The 17,788-nt window shown below is 37.8% G+C and carries 15 protein-coding genes; 7 read left to right on the top strand and 8 right to left on the bottom strand.

Annotated elements, in window-relative coordinates:
* Positions 1–7: 7 nt before the first annotated feature.
* Positions 8–784, bottom strand: coding sequence for a biotin--[acetyl-CoA-carboxylase] ligase (locus OQ267_RS02495; protein ID WP_265834761.1), 777 nt, complete (start codon positions 782–784; stop codon positions 8–10).
* Between the two features lie 44 nt (positions 785–828).
* Here OQ267_RS02495 and rsfS point away from each other — a divergent pair, with 44 nt between their 5' ends.
* The 3 genes from rsfS to OQ267_RS02480 all read left to right on the top strand — a co-directional run bounded on the left by rsfS (position 829) and on the right by OQ267_RS02480 (position 4,078).
* Positions 829–1,203, top strand: a complete 375-nt coding sequence (rsfS, locus tag OQ267_RS02490) for a ribosome silencing factor (protein ID WP_088301254.1) — start codon at positions 829–831, stop codon at positions 1,201–1,203.
* 27 nt (positions 1,204–1,230) lie between these two features.
* The gene (gene ftsH / locus OQ267_RS02485) at positions 1,231–3,339 is read left to right on the top strand and encodes an ATP-dependent zinc metalloprotease FtsH (protein ID WP_088301255.1); all 2,109 of its coding nucleotides are present in this window, start codon (positions 1,231–1,233) and stop codon (positions 3,337–3,339) included.
* 94 nt (positions 3,340–3,433) lie between these two features.
* Positions 3,434–4,078, top strand: coding sequence for a LutC/YkgG family protein (locus OQ267_RS02480; protein ID WP_265834760.1), 645 nt, complete (start codon positions 3,434–3,436; stop codon positions 4,076–4,078).
* Position 4,079: 1 nt separating this feature from the next.
* On the opposite strand, the gene OQ267_RS02475 is transcribed toward OQ267_RS02480, so the two are convergent.
* Complete coding sequence (locus OQ267_RS02475) at positions 4,080–5,096, bottom strand: hypothetical protein (protein WP_265834759.1); 1,017 nt, start codon at positions 5,094–5,096, stop codon at positions 4,080–4,082.
* 4 nt (positions 5,097–5,100) lie between these two features.
* Positions 5,101–6,057, bottom strand: coding sequence for a hypothetical protein (locus tag OQ267_RS02470; RefSeq protein ID WP_265834758.1), 957 nt, complete (start codon positions 6,055–6,057; stop codon positions 5,101–5,103).
* A 215-nt stretch (positions 6,058–6,272) separates the two neighbouring features.
* Here OQ267_RS02470 and OQ267_RS02465 point away from each other — a divergent pair, with 215 nt between their 5' ends.
* The 3 genes from OQ267_RS02465 (at position 6,273) to OQ267_RS02455 (ending at position 9,965) form a co-directional block, all read left to right on the top strand.
* Complete coding sequence (locus OQ267_RS02465) at positions 6,273–8,156, top strand: 7TM diverse intracellular signaling domain-containing protein (RefSeq protein WP_265834757.1); 1,884 nt, start codon at positions 6,273–6,275, stop codon at positions 8,154–8,156.
* Between the two features lie 5 nt (positions 8,157–8,161).
* Complete coding sequence (locus OQ267_RS02460) at positions 8,162–8,806, top strand: response regulator transcription factor (protein WP_265834756.1); 645 nt, start codon at positions 8,162–8,164, stop codon at positions 8,804–8,806.
* Between the two features lie 79 nt (positions 8,807–8,885).
* Positions 8,886–9,965: a 3-oxoacyl-ACP synthase III family protein gene (locus OQ267_RS02455; protein WP_088301261.1), complete on the top strand. Its 1,080-nt coding sequence runs from the start codon at positions 8,886–8,888 to the stop codon at positions 9,963–9,965.
* On the opposite strand, the gene OQ267_RS02450 is transcribed toward OQ267_RS02455, so the two are convergent.
* From OQ267_RS02450 to OQ267_RS02430, 5 genes are all read right to left on the bottom strand, one after another.
* Positions 9,962–11,452, bottom strand: a complete 1,491-nt coding sequence (locus OQ267_RS02450; RefSeq protein ID WP_265834755.1) for a tetratricopeptide repeat protein — start codon at positions 11,450–11,452, stop codon at positions 9,962–9,964. The genes OQ267_RS02455 and OQ267_RS02450 overlap by 4 nt on opposite strands.
* A gap of 152 nt (positions 11,453–11,604) precedes the next feature.
* Positions 11,605–12,348, bottom strand: a complete 744-nt coding sequence (locus OQ267_RS02445; protein WP_088301263.1) for a zinc ribbon domain-containing protein — start codon at positions 12,346–12,348, stop codon at positions 11,605–11,607.
* Positions 12,348–13,445, bottom strand: a complete 1,098-nt coding sequence (locus tag OQ267_RS02440; protein ID WP_088301264.1) for a Nif3-like dinuclear metal center hexameric protein — start codon at positions 13,443–13,445, stop codon at positions 12,348–12,350. The genes OQ267_RS02445 and OQ267_RS02440 overlap by 1 nt, the downstream gene beginning before the upstream one ends.
* Before the next feature lie 133 nt (positions 13,446–13,578).
* Positions 13,579–13,950 (bottom strand): TM2 domain-containing protein, encoded by a 372-nt coding sequence (locus OQ267_RS02435; RefSeq protein WP_029281553.1) that lies wholly within the window; start codon positions 13,948–13,950, stop codon positions 13,579–13,581.
* Positions 13,951–13,955: 5 nt separating this feature from the next.
* On the bottom strand, positions 13,956–14,249 hold the full coding sequence (locus OQ267_RS02430) for a DUF2752 domain-containing protein (RefSeq protein WP_265834754.1): 294 nt from the start codon (positions 14,247–14,249) through the stop codon (positions 13,956–13,958).
* A gap of 183 nt (positions 14,250–14,432) precedes the next feature.
* Between OQ267_RS02430 and mfd the strand changes: the two genes are divergently transcribed.
* The gene (gene mfd / locus OQ267_RS02425; RefSeq protein WP_265834753.1) at positions 14,433–17,771 is read left to right on the top strand and encodes a transcription-repair coupling factor; all 3,339 of its coding nucleotides are present in this window, start codon (positions 14,433–14,435) and stop codon (positions 17,769–17,771) included.
* Positions 17,772–17,788 lie beyond the last annotated feature (17 nt).

Here is a 17,788-nt window from a genome sequence, read left to right as displayed (position 1 = left end):
GTGTGTTTTATTTTGTGTGTATAAATTCTATTTCTTTAAAATTGAACGTTTTCTGTTCTTCCGCAGTATGCATAATTAATCGGCCACGTTCATCTACCCCCATAATTACGCCTTCAAAAACTTCTCCGTTTGCAAAGTAAGATGCCTTAACATCATAATGGTATAATTGGCTTAGGTAATTTTTATGTAAAATATCATAACTGCCGGATTTCAACAGGAGGTAATATTTTTCCATAAAGATGGAAATTTTTTGTAAAATGTTCATCAAATCAGTTTCCTTTTGTATGATCTGCATCAGCGAAGTAGCCTTATTACCGATACTCTCTGCAAAAATTACCTGGTTGATGTTCAAACCAATGCCAATAACAGAAGATTTAATTACAGCGCCTGTCAGTGTGTTTTCAATTAATATTCCGCCCATTTTTTTATTGCTGTAATAAATATCATTAGGCCATTTGATTTTTACCCCCTCAGCTATAAAATCACCTAAAGCTTCTCTTACAGCTAAACTAACTGCCATATTTAAATAAAACTGTTTATTAAGGGGTAAGAATGCGGGTTTCAGATACAGGCTTATGCTGATATTCTTACCGGGTTCCGTTTGCCAAACCAGCTGTTGCTGTCCTCTTCCTGAAACCTGATTATCTGCCATAATAACAGTACCTTCAGCTAATGGCTCGGATTTTGACAACAGATCCTTTAAAAAGTTATTGGTAGAATCAACCTCTTTTAATTTGATTAAATTTTGACCAACAAATAGTGTTGAAAAAGTGTTATTTTGCAAGTGTTGAATTTATAATATAATAATTCCAAAATTAAAGCATTTTAATGGTAAAAAAGAAAATAGTAGCCCTTTCTACTTACCTTTCTGAGTTAGCTGTACAAGGCATACAGGAAAAAAAAGGAGAAGATATAGTGCGGTTAGATCTTAGAAATATTCACACCTCAGTAGCTGATTATTTTATAATTGCAAGTGCCAACTCCGGCACTCAGGTTAAAGCAATTGCAGATAGTGTAGAAAAAGAGATATTTAAGGCCACTCAGGCCGACCCAAGACATAAAGAGGGTCAGGAATCTGCAGATTGGATTATTCTTGATTATTTTGATGTGGTTGTGCACATTTTTAAAACTGAAAAGCGCCACTTTTATGGCATAGAAGAATTGTGGGGAGACGCTGAAAGTACAAATTACCAAAGCGCATAACCTGTTAGAACCATTTTGAACAAGACAATGAACGATAATCAGAATATAAACGACAATAAAAAAATAGGAAGAAAAATACCAAACATTCCTAAAAAACCACAAAAAGGACCAAAGTTTAATGTTTTCTGGATTTATGCAGCAATCATTATAGCAGTTATCGCTGCCCAGTTATTATTTTCTGGCGATGGTGGCAAAAAAGTAGATTACCCGGAATTTGAAAGCAAAATGCTTTTAACCGGAGATGTTGAACGTTTAGTGGCTTACCGGTCAGAAGATTTGGTTAAGGTTGAAGTTTACATCAAACCTGAAGCCCTGAAAAATAAACCTGAATATAAAAAATATAAAAGCACGGGTACTTTTTCTGCAGTAAACACCGGCCCTACAGTATATTTCAATGCGGGTACAATGGATGGTCTGGATAAGCAATTAGCCGAATCTCAGAAAAACCTGCCTCCCGGACAAAAACCAATTCTGGCAGAAAAAGATAGCCGCAGCAATCCTTTCATGGGTTTACTGGTTAATATTGGTCTTCCCTTATTGCTTTTAATTGGATTCTGGATTTTTATGATGCGCCGTATGGGCGGCGGAGGTGCTGGCGGAGGTCAGATTTTCAGTATCGGTAAATCAAAAGCTACTTTATTTGATAAAGAAAGCCAGGTAAACATCACATTTAATGATGTAGCTGGTCTTGAAGAAGCGAAACAAGAGGTGATGGAAATTGTAGATTTCCTTAAAAACCCTAAAAAATACACTAACCTGGGTGGTAAAATACCTAAAGGCGCATTATTGGTTGGTTCTCCTGGTACAGGTAAAACCCTATTAGCAAAAGCCGTTGCAGGTGAAGCGCAGGTACCTTTCTTCTCTTTATCTGGTTCAGATTTCGTAGAGATGTTTGTAGGTGTTGGTGCATCACGTGTAAGGGATTTGTTTAAACAAGCCAAAGACAAGGCGCCATGTATCATCTTTATTGATGAGGTTGATGCCATTGGCCGTGCACGTGGTAAAAACAGTGTGATGGGCGGAAACGATGAGCGTGAAAATACCTTAAACCAATTATTGGTTGAAATGGATGGTTTCGGAACCGATTCAGGAATTATCATTCTGGCCGCAACCAACCGCCCGGATGTACTGGATTCAGCACTTTTACGTCCAGGTCGTTTCGACAGGCAGATTTCTATCGATAAGCCGGATTTAGTTGGCCGTGAGCATATTTTCAATGTTCACTTAAAACCAATTAAAACGTCCGAAGAAGTAGATGCTAAAAAACTATCTGCACAAACCCCTGGCTTTGCCGGTGCAGAAATTGCCAATGTTTGTAATGAAGCGGCTTTGATTGCTGCGCGTAGAAACAAAGAACAGGTTGACATGCAAGACTTTCAGGATGCCATTGACCGTGTGATTGGTGGTTTGGAGAAGAAAAATAAAATCATCTCTCCTGAAGAAAAACGAATTGTTGCATATCACGAAGCAGGTCATGCCATTGCGGGCTGGTTCTTAGAACATGCCGATCCATTGGTTAAAGTTTCGATTGTTCCGCGTGGCGTAGCGGCATTAGGTTATGCGCAATATCTTCCGAAGGAGCAATTCCTATACACCACTGAGCAATTAATTGATGGTATGTGTATGACAATGGGTGGCCGTGTGGCTGAAGATATTACTTTTGGCAAGATTTCAACTGGTGCACAAAATGATTTGGAACGTATCACTAAATTATCATATGCTATGGTAAGTATTTATGGTATGAATGAAGCAGTAGGAAATGTTTCTTTCCATGATCCACAGAACGAATACAACTTTAACAAACCCTATTCTGAAAAAACATCTGAACTGATTGATGTAGAGGTTCGTAAATTGATTGGCGATGTGTACATCAAAACCAAACAATTATTGCTTGACAAACAGGATGGCTTAGAAAAACTGGCGCAAAAACTCCTGGAAAAAGAGATTTTATTCCAGGCAGATCTGGAAGAAATTTTAGGCAAGCGTCCTTTTGATACCCGCACAACTTATGATGAATTTGTAAACGGAACCGGAGACCAAAGTCCGGCCGCTGAAGGACTTATTCATGATGGTGTAAGCGATACCGATATCAATAAAGAAGTGAACGGATTAAACCCGGCAGCAGAAAAAGAGTAATGGTTATTATGCGTTAAATTGCATATCAACACAATTATACATATGTTTGAACCCTTGAGCTTTGATAAGTTCAAGGGTTCATTTTTTTATTCCAATGAAAGATAATACGACAGCGAAAGAGCAGATCTTAAAAAAAATAAGAAAAGCACTTTTAGAAAAACGTGAAAATCCATATCCAAATTTAGAGGAAAGTCCGTTGTATAAGAGAAATACAGCCGAACTTGAAGTTTTATTTGCTGAACAACTTACAGCAATATCTGGTAATTTTATTTTTTGTGAAGATGGGATCGATTTTTTTGAAAACATGCTTCAATTGGCTGATCGATTTAAATGGCGTAAAATCTATTGCTGGGAACCAGAACTTCAGGATTTTTTAGCCAAATATGAGTTTCCCTTTTATCAGACGGATAAAGATTTTGAACAGGCTGAGGTGGGCATCACATTGTGTGAAGCCCTGATTGCCCGCAACGGAAGCGTAATGGTAAGCAACAGTGGTGCCGCTGGCAGGAGATTAAGCATCTTTCCACACCATCACATTGTGATTGCGAAAACCAGCCAGTTGGTTTTAGACCTGAAAGATGGTTTTCAGTTATTAAAAAATAAATACGGTAATCAGATTCCTTCCATGATCAGTAACATTACCGGCCCAAGCAGAACCGCAGACATCGAAAAAACACTGGTTTTAGGCGCCCACGGTCCGAAAGAGCTTTTTGTTTTTATGATTGATGATTTGAGTTAATTTAATTGCTCACATATCCCTTGCTCTTAGCTGTATACTTTAAAAAGCCTACGGCTATTCCTGCTCTAACCCAGGCGTAACGATCTTTAAAATAAATATTGTAGGGATCTTCGCCATAATATCCAACAGCGAGACTAAAGGCCGTTTGTCGCATAAAAAATGGCGAGTAAAATCCTGAAGCTTCTGCATTTAACCTTCTCTTCGTTGCAAAAAAATTATAGTTATCATATTTATTAACTGCGTAAGAAATGTCTAAATTCCAGCGAAATCGTTCTTTGTTAAGATATCCACTATTTGTTTCCTGAAGTTTCCCTTTATTTTTTGCTGTAAGCAAGATATCATTTTCGGTGAACAAATCTTTAAAATAAACATAAGTGCGATATGAAAAGTTATAGCTGATTCTACTAAAACCATAATCACCTTTTAAAATGGGATTATAATTAAAGATCTGATTTTTAAATTCAAGCTGATGATTTATAGAGGTCCAGGTGGCTAAATCATCATGGTCTATTTTACCCCAATTATATCTCAAATAAACATAATTCGTATAAAAATCCCAGTTTTTATAACTTAATGTTCCAACAATTGGCCTTGGTGTATCATCTTGGCCATTGGAATGGTGCATAAAACCAGCAGTACTATATTTGTAATTAACTTCATCAGTATTTAACCGATAATATGCCGCAACACCAATCCGAAAATCCGGTGTGTAAACTGGACTTGATTTGATATTAAGCATTCTGATTGTAAAGTCTGGCACTATTGCGATGGCTAATCTTGATCCTTTTGTTCCTAACGCCATAAATGAAGTGGTTAACCTGGCTGTAAAAACATACTTATTTTTAGATCCTAACTCTCCTAGTGGCGCAAAATAAGATAATGGATGGTTTTGACGATAAAAGTCTATGAACCTAAGATTCAGATAGCGCGTGGAATCTTGTGCTTTAATTTGTATAAAACAAGATAGTGATAGAATAAGAAGCGTTATTTTTTTCATAACCGGATAAATAGTTTTCAATGGATTATTTCTGACTTTGTTCTCCAGCTACGGTTGGATTACCCTGGCCAAACAAGCTAAATCCAATGGCAAAACCTACCCATGGCTTTCCCTGGTATCCCCAGCTGACTGCAGTAGCAGATTTATCAATAAAGTCCACGCCTGTAAACAGCCCTATCTGGAACTTGTCATATTGATACATATATCCTGCGGAAAAAGACAGCGCAGAAGCAGAATTGTCTTTGTCAAGTTTAACACCACCTACTGATACGCCTCCTAGCAAATTGCTGGCAGAATATACCCTATTAACATGCTGCCATCTTATACCCGCAGATATTCCAAAATTTATCTTTTCTTCAAAAGTAAACGGTGCCTTCGAATTGCCAAATCTAGCCTTAATCGGTAATGTTAAAAAACCCCAGGTAAATCCTTTTTTATGCGGATAGATAGATTCACATTTATCATTAAAGTCTTTAAGCGAAATAAAAAACTGCATGTTATTCCCCCAAGAATCAACATAGGCCAAATTTTTATATTTAAAATTATGTAAGGTCTTATTTTTTATTTGTGCCGTGTCAATTCCAATATCAGATTTGAATATTCTATAAGCCGAATCAACATTCTTGGAACCTCCTGTGTTATTTTTATTTCTATTAAACGATTTCGTCGCGTTCCTGTCTTTTGATCTATTTTCAGTTAACTGATTATAGAATTTTACTTTATTTGAATCAAGACTATAATTCCACACTGATATTATATAACCATTTTCTACTATTTCGTGTATATAAAATTTTGTGTCGTTTTTTAATAAAAAAGATAGGCTCGTATCAATTTTATTGTTTATCGGATCATAAACTTTTACTGAAATATTGGTTTTGGTTACAAAGGACTGTCCGATAATATCGGTGCTTTTGCCATTTGACTGGCCGAAAGATTGACCAATAAGCAGGCAATAAAACAATACGGTTAAGAGCTTTTTCATGATTTGCGTTTTTTAGATTGTTTGAGATTCAGTAAAAGTAATACCAAGCCATCCATCCCGCATATACCCGCTATCCGGTATATTCAAATATTCATAACCGATTTATATTTAAATGTTTAACACTTATATGAGGTTAGATATAAAATAAGGGAAACTTTATGCCTGATGAGCAAATACATTTTAATTTTATATTTTTACTAGCAAACGCTCCAACGATGAATAAAAATTTATTCAATCTCATTTTACTTTTTTTTCTTTCCCTACGCTTATGTTCTGCTCAAACAGGAAATCCTATTTTAATTGATACTGCCCTTAAGTTCAGCATCAGCAAACATGGTTATTTTTATGAAGACAAGCATTTGAACCTGACCATTGATTCTATTGTGCGATACAAGAATGTCCGTAAGCTCACGCCACTTACTCCGGGAAAAGTTTTTAGCAAGGGCTATACCCAATCCTATTTCTGGATTGCTTTTGATATCGAAAATACTTTAGATCAGGCCGTTCACCTGATGTTTAAAGAACACAGCTCAAGCGTCAACAGGTTACAACTTTATAAACAGGATGAAAGCGGGAAAATTCATCCTCTTGGCTTAACCGGAGATCATTTTCCGTTTAAAAAAAGACCTTACCAAAACCGCAGCTTCATTTATCCGATCATATTGACTGCACATGAAAAGGCTACCTTTTTCTTGTGGGCAGATAAACGCGGGCAGAATATGTATATGCCCATGTCGATCGGCCGCGATATCAATATTATCCAGGCAGAAATCCCGCAACATACTTTATTTGGATTTTATACCGGGGTTTTCATTTTTGCTGTCATTTTTAACCTGTTATTATTCGCCTCCGTCAGAGATCGCATTCATTTATATTATGCGCTATATATTTTTTGTACGTTGATTTTTATCCTGGAAGAAGAAGGACTGGCTTTTCAGTGGTTTTACCCCGATTTTCCTGGTCTGCAGGATTATATGCGCTTGATTATGGCTTCCCTGAGCTGTGGTTTATTAATCCAGGTGATGCAGCTTTTCATCAATCAGAACCAGTCCAACAGCCGCCTATTCAGGTTTACAAATCTCTATAAACGCTTCTGCTGGATGATGTCTGCCATCCCGGTGTTCATGCTGTTTAAATCGTTTATACTTCTTGAAAAAACGGTTTTTTACATCAACAACCTTTTGGCACTGCTCACCGTTATCATTATCGTCATCTGCGTAACAGAAAGAATTAAGGCCGGTTATACACTGGGCTGGTATTACCTCACTGCTACCATAATGCTTTTATTTGGGGTGTTTAACTATGTGTTTAACACTTTAGGCATTACCAATTTTAATCTTTTCAAGCCCAACGGACTTGTGGTGGGTTTAACGGCAGAGATTATTTTTTTATCCTTTGCCCTTACACAACGCTACAATTTTTTAAAAAAGGAAAAGGAGGTACTGCTGGAAGAAAAAAGCAAACACCAGATAGAACTTGCAGATGGTATTTTCAATGCGCAGGAGGATGAACGAAGCCGTTTGGCCAGAGATCTCCATGATGATCTGGGTGGCACGCTGTCCATCATCAAACTCAACATCACCGCTTTTCAGCGCAAAGCGCTTCAGCTCACTGAAGCAGAACGTTCCTTCTATGATCAAACTATTGGCATGATTGAAAAAGCCTGTATAGACCTCAGGGCCATTTCACATAACCTGATGCCTAAAAATTTTGAACATGCAGGCTTAATTGAAACCCTTAATGAACATTTCAAAAGTCTTAACCATTCTGGTAAAATAGTTTTTGATTTTATATTTCAGGTGGAGCATCCTATCCATAGTGCAATGGAAATTACCATTTACCGGATGGTAAATGAACTGATCAACAACATCATCAGGCATTCCTGTGCTTCCATGGCGACCATACAAATCTTATCATTTGATGACAGAATCAATATTATGGCAGAAGATAATGGCATCGGTTTTAATCCGGAAACCGATAAAAACGGCCTTGGTTTACAAAACATCCGCTCGCGGGTCAAATATCTGAATGGTAGAATACAGATTGACAGCAATCCAAACGGCACCACCACCAGCATTGATATTCCATTAAATTCCTAATAAGCATGGAAAAAGACCACATTACCTTAATGATTGCCGATGATCATAAACTATTTGCCGAAGGATTATCGGCCATCCTTTCTACACAGGCTCAATTTAAAATCATCGGTACAGCTGCCAACGGCAAGGAAATGCTGCACCTGCTCAATCACCATTTGCCGGATATTTTAATCATCGATTTAAATATGCCGGTTATGGATGGCGAAACGGCTTCTGAAAAGATCAGGCAATTATTTCCAGCTGTTAAAATCATGGTACTCTCGATGTATCATACAACAAAACTGGCCACTAAGCTCGAAGAAATAGGCGTAAAGGCCTTTGTTCAGAAGGATACCGATGCCGAAACCTTATTCAAAATTCTTACGGGCATTCAGAATGGCGAAAAGCACTTTAATAAACTAAAAACCATTGTGCAATCCAACGCAGTTTATAACATTGATGATCAATTTCAAAAAAGGCATAACCTTACCTCCAGAGAGATGGAAATACTCCAGCTCATCCGTGAAGATTACACCTCCATGCAGATTGCCCAAAAATTATTTATCAGTTTAAATACTGTTGATACACACCGTAAAAATATGGCCCAGAAGTTAAATGTGACTGGTAAAAGCGGATTATTAAAGTTTGCACTCGAAAATAAGCAACGCTAAAAATTTATTTATTTTCCAAATTCGAATATAATTGATATTTTTATACTACATACCGTTTTAGTATGCGGTATTATAATTTATGAGCAAAGTAATAAATACAGTAATAACCGGTACGGGAAGTTATATTCCTGACCACATAATTTCTGGTAACGAATTCCTGAATTCGACTTTTTTTGAGAACGGAAATCGTATTGATAAAGATCCTGCAGAGATTATTCACAAGTTCTCTGAGATTACAGAAATCATAGAACGAAGATACGTTGGGGAAGAGCTGTTAAGCAATCATATTGGTGCAAAAGCTGCAGAAAAGGCCATTGAAAATGCAGGTATTGATAAGGAAACATTAGACTACATTATCTTTTGTCATAACTTCGGAGACATTCCATTAGGCAGCAACAGAACAGATATTTTGCCGTCACTCGCCGCAAAGGTAAAACAACAGCTGGGTATTTTAAATCCAGATTGTGTTGCTTATGACATCATCTTTGGCTGTCCGGGTTGGGTACAGGGTGCTATACAGGCCGATTATTTTATTAAAAGCGGAGATGCCAAAAAGGTAATGGTAATTGGTGCAGAAACGTTGAGCAGAATCATTGATCCACACGATCGTGATAGTATGATTTTTTCAGATGGTGCAGGTGCAGTCATTTTTGAAGGAAAAGAAGAAGAGACGCAAAAGAAAGGGATCATCGCACATAAAACAGAAACCCATGCTGTTAACTATGGTAATTTACTCACGATGGGCAAAGGCGCACATCCGGAAGAAACAAATGGCAATTACTATTTGAAGATGAATGGTCGTAAATTATATGAATTTGCTGTCGTTCAGGTTCCACAAGTCATCAAAAAGGCTATTGATAAGGCCGGATTAAGTGTAGAAGATGTAAACATTGTATTTGTTCACCAGGCAAATGGCAAAATGGATACCGCCATAATGAAACGTTTATTTAAACTTTATGGCAAAGATACCGTTCCGGAAAACCTGGTACCTATGACCATTTCGTGGTTAGGCAACAGTTCCGTTGCCACCGTGCCTACCTTGCTGGATCTGGTTTTAAAAGAGGAAGTTAAAGGATATAAAGTTAAAGCAGGAGACGTTGCCGTTTTCGCTTCAGTGGGTGCAGGAATGCACATTAATGCATTTGTATATCGGTTTTAATTAGCCAGCCTTTTTAAACCTGCTTTCGCCTGGCTTTCAATGCTGTTTTCATATTCGTGATTTTTCATGGCTATGGCTGTATTGAAAGCCTCTTTTGCTTTTATAGCATTCTTCTTTTTCTCATAAATTTTGCCCATTTGCACGGCAGAATTTGCCGCAAAATAATACTTTAAGCTTTTACCCTGGTTAATGGCGGATTGGTAATAAACCAATGCCTGATCATCTTTATTTAACCCATCATAAACCCTGCCTAATCGATAATTAAATTCAGCTTTGTCTTTTTCACTTGCATAATCTGCGGTTTGCCTGTCAGCCAGTACCTGCAGGGCTTTGGTTAAGTATCCTCCATCAAATAACAACCTGGTTTTCAGGAGATCGACAGGTGGCAAAGGTGCCGCTGCCTCATTTTTAGCTTGCTTATCTTTTTCCGTAAAGAGGTAACCGTTGTTTATAGCTTTAGCCACAAATGTATTATACCCGGCTTTATCACCTTTTAAAAGCGAAATCCATGCAAGATGAAGATTGGCATCTTTAATATAATTTACCCCCTTATTCGACTGTAAAAAGCGGTTAAAATAAATACCCGCATTAAGATCTAATTTATTGAGATGAGCGAGGCCCTCCAGATAATCAAGATAAGGAAAGGGCTGATAAACCCCGCTTTCCGGCTTTTTAGCTAAAATTTGAATGGCTTCGTCGTTATGTGCATTTTTCAAACAAACATAACCTTGTAGATAGCTTTTTAAAAGACTGGTATCTGCAATGCGCTCCGTATATTTCATTGTTTTGGCATAAGCAGACGAACTATGGGCCACATCACTAAGTACGTAAGCATAATAAAAAACCACTTCATCATAAAATGGCTCATAGGTAGATTTAGGCAGGTTATCTGCAAGTTTTTCAAACATATTTAGCCCTGTTTCAAGGTTTCCTTTAATACCAAAAGCAGATAAGGCTGTCTTTAATGCACCATCGGGCAGATTTCCTAAAACAGCATTGATTAAACCGAGACCTTTAAAGTTGAGTTGAAAATCCGGGAATTTCCTGGCGTTTTCCTGAAGGTAGCTATTGGCTTTCTTCACTTCCATCGCCGCATTAAAAAACTCTCCAAAACGGCCCCGAATTAAAGCCCATTGTAAATTTATTTCAGCCTGTGCATAAAGATAATATGGTGATTTTTTGTCATCGTCACTAATTTGATCTAAACGTACGGATTTATTACCCTTAAGCCGATCAAAATCAGCTTTGCTTTCTGATGTAACCAGTGTAAAATAATCAACATAATTTTCCAGCAGTGGAATAATGGAATTATTGGGGTGCTGTTTTTTTTCGGTAGAGATGTAAGCCCTGGCATTACCCAGTTTTAGTTCAAAAATACTTTTATACGCCTTCAGACAATTGCTGTTAAAATCAAAGTTCGCAAATAGAGAGGTAGACGGAAATATTAACAGAGCAGAAAGAATAATGAAACGCTGTGTCTTAGTCATTTGATATGATATACGTTTGGATGAATTGATGTTTGGATCGCTTAAACTTAAATAAGAACTAAACGTTGAAATGTTATTCTTGTTTTGCGTATAAAATAAAAAACGCCCCGATATTCTCGGGACGTTTTTATAATCTTTATTGAAGGTGCTGATTAGCCTTCTGCAACTTCATGTGTTAAAGCCTCATCAACCAATATACGGCCACAGTGCTCGCAAACGATAATTTTCTTACGTTGACGGATATCCAGCTGACGTTGAGGAGGAATCTGGTTAAAGCATCCTGAGCATGAATCACGATCGATGGTTACAACAGCCAAACCGTTAACTGCATTTTTGCGCAAACGTTTGTAAGCCACCAATAAACGCTCCTCAATTTGAGGCTCTGCTTTATCCGCTTTCTTTTGTAAATCCTGTTCTTCTTTTTCAGTTTCAGCAGTGATTACATCAAGTTCGCTCTTTTTAACTTCTAAATCTTTTTTCCTTCCTTCCAATTCTGCTTTTGCAGCTTCATAGATTTCTGTTTTAGAAGTAATTTCAAAACCGTGTTCCTTAATTTTTTTCTCAGAAACCTGAATATCTAAACCTTGAATCTCAATCTCTTTGGTTAAAGCATCGTATTCACGGTTGTTTTTAACTTCTTTTAATTGAGTATCGTATTTTTTGATGGCAGACTGGGCGTCTTTTATTGTGTTTTTACGCGTTACGATAGAATCTTCCAGGTCATCAAGTTCGGCCTTAATTTTTGAAATTCTGGTTTCTAATCCTAGAACATCATCTTCTAAGTCGGCAACTTCCATCGGTAACTCGCCACGTACCTGACGGATTTTATCAATTTTAGTGTGGATATTTTGTAATTCGTATAAAGCTTTTAGCTTTTGTTCTACGGTTTGTTCCATTAAAACAAGTAATTTATGGGGTTTGTATTTTGCTCCGTTAAACGGATTGCAAAGTTAGTAAATTTTTTCTGAATAATTTCAAGCAATAAATTGGATGTAAATTGTTCAGTTTCAAAGTGTCCGATGTCGGCAATGATGATTTTTTCTTCTGCATCAAAAAACTCATGATATTTAAAATCTGCAGTGATAAAAGCATCGGCCCCGGCAGCAATCGCCTCCTTTAAAAGGAAACTCCCCGAACCACCGCATACAGCCACTTTTTTAATTCTTTTTCCAATTACTTCGGTGTGCCTAACTACTTTAGCCTGCATACGATCCTTTACCAAATGCAAAAAATCATAACCATCCATATCGTACTCCAGCCAGCCCATCATGCCAGAACCAACCAGTTGATGTTTGTTCTCAAGCTGATAAATATCGTAAGCCACCTCTTCATAAGGGTGATTTTCAAATAATGCCACTAAAATTTTTCTTTCCGCTTGTGTGGGATAAACCATTTCAATCCGCACTTCCGGTTCGCGGTGACGAATACCTTTTTCTCCAACAAACGGATCGGCATCTTCATTTCCTTTGAATGTTCCAAAACCATCGGCATTAAAGCTGCACTCGCTATAGTTTCCAATGTTTCCCGCACCGGCATAAAACAATGCCGACCGCAATTGCTCTGCCTGTGCATGTGGACAATAAGTCACCAGTTTTTTTAATAAGCCTGTTTTAGGCGAAAGCACCTTCGTTCCCGTTAGGCCTAAACGTTCACAAATTCGGGCATTGACGCCGGTATGAATGCTGTCAAGATTGGTATGAATGGCATATAAGGCAATATTATTTTTGATGGCCTTAAGCACAACGCGTTCTACATAGTTTTTACCATTAAGTTTTTTCAGGCCTTTAAAAATGATGGGATGGTGGGTAATGATCAGGTTACAGCCTGTAGAAATAGCTTCATCTACAATGGATTCGATGCAATCTAAAGCAACCAGGGCAGCACGAATCTCCATTTTAGGATCGCCAACAATTAATCCCGCATTATCATAGTCTTCCTGATAATTCAAAGGGGCAATGCTTTCCAGGTAATTCGTTATTTCTGATAATCTCATGGTATAAATATAGAAATTTTAGGGTTTCTGTTTGAAAGTAAAATATTTTAGAACCTGACAAAAAACGAAAAGTCCGCAAAACCGATTTTTCTTCGGATGCGGACTTTGAATTTCTACCGGGATTTCTCGATGTTTATTGAAATCCGCCACCCATTCTTACCATTTGTAAACTTTCGAAAACCGCTTTCTGGTTGTATTCAAATGCAAGGCTTTTATGGTTGATTACATCTACAATGGTTCCAATCATACACAAACCACCAGTAAAGAAGTATAAAATACCCATTCCAATTTGTCCGATGACGAATCTGTGTATTCCGGCGAAGCCTACAAAACCAATTAAGGCCAGTAATAAAATTTCTGATGGTTGTTTTCTTCTGCTGCCGTAAATCATTAAAAAATTGCGGAGCTGCTGTTCATTTAAGCCTGTTGTGGCTTGTTGCAAATAGGCATATTCTTCTGGCGTTATACCTGGTAACGACATTAAAGGTGATTGAAATATATCCATGGTTTTTATGTATTTAAGGTTAAAGTTTCTCTATTTCTGATTAATATATATATTCTATAAACTATAATTAAAAGTGCCGGAAATCCGAACCAGTGTTCAGCGAAACTTTCGGCAAAATTGCCATGAAAAATATGGCTGATTGACCTGCCCAATCCACATCCCGGACACCAGCCCTGGTAGCCTAAGTTAGCCAGCGGACAAAGTGTAAAGTGATGCTCATGACCATTTGCTGTTGCCAGTAACACTAAAGCCATCACCCAGAACATCAGTTCTAACGGGAAGTTTTTAATGTATTTCATGCTTTCAATTTATGTATTTTAGAGGATTTGAAACTTGCTTTGTTACACGGATAGACGCCTATTCGACAAACTGCAGATATAATCCGACGAATCCGTACCTGCACTCGAACAAACTTGCACAAACTTAAAAAACCTTTAACAAAAATGCGGGTTAATATTAAAGATTAAGCTTATTTTTGTGCCTTGAACATTCGTGATTTAATAAACAGATATAAAACCGACGATCGGGTAACAGCGTTTACCAAAGCGTTAAATAGTACTAAAAGCCCGAAGATACAATTAAAGGGATTGGTAGGTTCTGCCGACGCCATTGTAGCACTTTCTTCTTACTTTTTACTTCATAAACCCATACTTTTTATTCTTCCGGATAGGGAGGAGGCAGCTTATTTTCAATCTGACCTGGAGAGCGTTTTGGATAAACAGGTTTTATTATTTCCTTCATCATACCGTAAATCTTTTGATTTTACCCAGGTAGATACCGCCAATGTATTGGCTCGTGCGGAAGTACTAAATGAACTTAACCACGATTCGGAGTATGGAAAAATTGTGGTTTCCTATCCAGAAGCCATCGCCGAAAAGGTAATTGATCGCTCTGCGTTAGAGAAAAACACATTGGAAATTAGCCTCGGTGCTAAACTGGGCATTGATTTTATTAATGAATTTTTAATCGATTATGATTTCGACAGGCGTGATTTTGTTTATGAGCCCGGACAATTCTCTATCCGTGGTGGTATTGTAGATATCTTTTCTTTTTCTTCAGATTTGCCTTTCCGGATTGAGTTTTTTGGCGATGAGGTAGAAAGTATCCGCAGCTTTGAAATTGAAAGTCAGCTTTCGGTAAATAGTGTTAAATCGCTTACGATTGTTCCAAATGTACAAGCTAAATTCTTAACCGAAAGTAACATCAGCATCCTCGATTATATCGATCGGGATACACAGCTTTGGCTTAAAGATGTAGAGTTTACCCTAGATATTGTAAAAGCCGGTTATAAAAAAGCTGTAGAACTTTGGAAGGCACTTCCACTGGCAGATAAAAATCAGAATCCCGAATGGATTGATCCAAAATTTGCTTTCAGTGATGAAAAACTTTTGGGCGATCATTTGCATGACTTTCCTTTAGTGGAATTTGGGAAGCAGTTTTTTTATAAAACAGACGATCGGTTTGAGTTTGAAACCAAACCGCAGCCATCATTTAATAAGGATTTTAACTTACTGATTCATAACCTCAAAGAAAATGAAAAAGAAGGGATTGTCAATTTTATTTTTACTGATTCTCCGAAACAAATTGAACGTTTATATGCCATTTTGGATGACATAGATAAATCGGCTAAATTCACACCGATTAATAGCATGTTGCGCGAAGGTTTTGTTGATCCTCAAATTCAAACGGCTTTTTATACCGATCATCAGATTTTTGACCGTTACTATAAATACAAGCTTAAAAAGGGTTATCAGAAAAGTCAGGCCATTACACTTAAAGATTTACGCGAGTTAAAATCTGGTGACTATGTTACCCATATTGATCATGGTATTGGAAAATATGCCGGATTAGAAAAGGTGGAAGTAAATGGCAAAACGCAGGAAATGATTCGTTTAATCTATGCCGATAATGATTTGCTTTATGTGAACATTAACTCACTCAACCGTATTGCCAAATACAGCGGAAAGGAGAGTGGTGTACCAAAAATGAATAAACTCGGTACTGACGCCTGGGACAAGCTCAAAAAAACCACAAAAAAAAAAGTTAAAGACATTGCCCGCGATCTGATTAAGCTTTATGCATTGCGAAAAACACAGGCCGGAACCGCTTTCTCTCCCGATGGTTATTTACAAACCGAACTAGAGGCTTCCTTTATTTATGAAGATACGCCCGATCAGCTCAAAGCTACCCAGGATGTGAAAAAGGATATGGAAGCACCACATCCGATGGATCGTTTAGTTTGTGGTGATGTGGGTTTTGGAAAAACAGAAATTGCTGTTCGTGCAGCATTTAAAGCAGTTGCAGAAGGGAAGCAGGCTGCTATCCTAGTTCCTACCACCATTTTAGCGTTGCAACATTTTAAAACTTTCTCTTCAAGGTTAAAGGATTTTCCGGTTACGGTAGATTATATTAACCGTTTTAAGACCAATAAACAGATCAAAGATACACTGGCAGAAGCCGCAGCCGGCAAGGTTGATATTCTGATTGGTACCCATCGTTTGCTGAGTAAGGATGTGAAGTTCAAAGACCTGGGCATCATGATTATTGATGAAGAACAGAAATTTGGCGTAACTGCGAAAGAGCGTTTAAAAGCCGTTCGTGTAAATGTAGATACTTTAACGCTAACTGCTACACCAATTCCAAGAACGCTACACTTTTCATTAATGGGCGCTAGGGATTTATCCATCATCAGCACGCCACCGCCAAACCGCCAACCGGTAAGTACCGAGCTTCATGTTTTTAATGATAAATTGATTCAGGAAGCTGTTCAGTTTGAATTAGACCGCGGCGGACAGGTTTTCTTCATTCACAATCGTGTAAATGATTTAATGCAACTGGGCGGGATGATTCAAAAACTTGTACCAAAAGCCAGAATTGGTATTGCCCATGGAAAATTAGATGGCGATGCGCTGGAAGATGTAATGCTTGATTTTATCAATGGTGAAAAAGATGTTTTGGTTGCAACCACAATTATTGAGGCAGGTTTGGACATTCCGAATGCCAATACCATCATCATCAATCATGCACACATGTTTGGCCTGAGCGATTTACACCAGATGCGTGGACGTGTAGGCAGGAGCAATAAAAAGGCTTTCTGCTACTTATTGTCACCACCGCTTTCTACCTTAACGTCTGAAGCCAGAAAACGCTTAAGCGCAATTGAAGAATTTTCTGACCTGGGGAGTGGATTTAATGTTGCCATGCGAGATTTGGATATCCGCGGTAGCGGAAACTTACTAGGGGCTGAACAAAGTGGTTTTATCGCCGAAATTGGTTTTGAAATGTACCATAAAATTTTAGATGAAGCCATTCAGGAACTGAAAGAAGCAGAATTTAAAGGCTTGTTTGAGAATGAGCCAGAACGGCCATTTGTTGGCTTTACGCAGGTAGATACAGACTTGGAGCTATATATTCCTGATGCCTACATTACCAATATTACCGAACGTTATAACCTATATACAGAGCTTTCTAAATTAAGCAATGAAACTGAACTAGCCATTTTTGAAAAACATTTAGCCGATCGTTTTGGTCCGGTTCCGCCACAGGTAAAAACCATGTTAAGTGTGGTGCGTTTGCAATGGTTTGGAAAGAAACTTGGCTTTGAGAAAATTAGCTTTAAGAAAAATAGCCTGCGAGGGTATTTCTTAAGTGATAAACAATCGAAGTATTTTGACTCCAATACTTTTACCAGAATTTTAACTTTCGCTCAGAATCACCCAAGAATGTGCAACTTGAAAGAAGTTAAAAATACTTTGCGCATTGCATTTGATAACGTAAGTACGATTGAAGAAGCCATTCAAACTTTAGAACTCATTGATTAAAAACGTTAATTCAGTCA

The sequence above is a fragment of the Pedobacter sp. MR22-3 genome (assembly GCF_026240075.1).
Classification (GTDB): Bacteria; Bacteroidota; Bacteroidia; order Sphingobacteriales; family Sphingobacteriaceae; genus Pedobacter.
The sequence above is the reverse complement of the archived record's forward strand: the minus strand, read 5'-3'. Positions and strand labels throughout refer to the sequence as shown.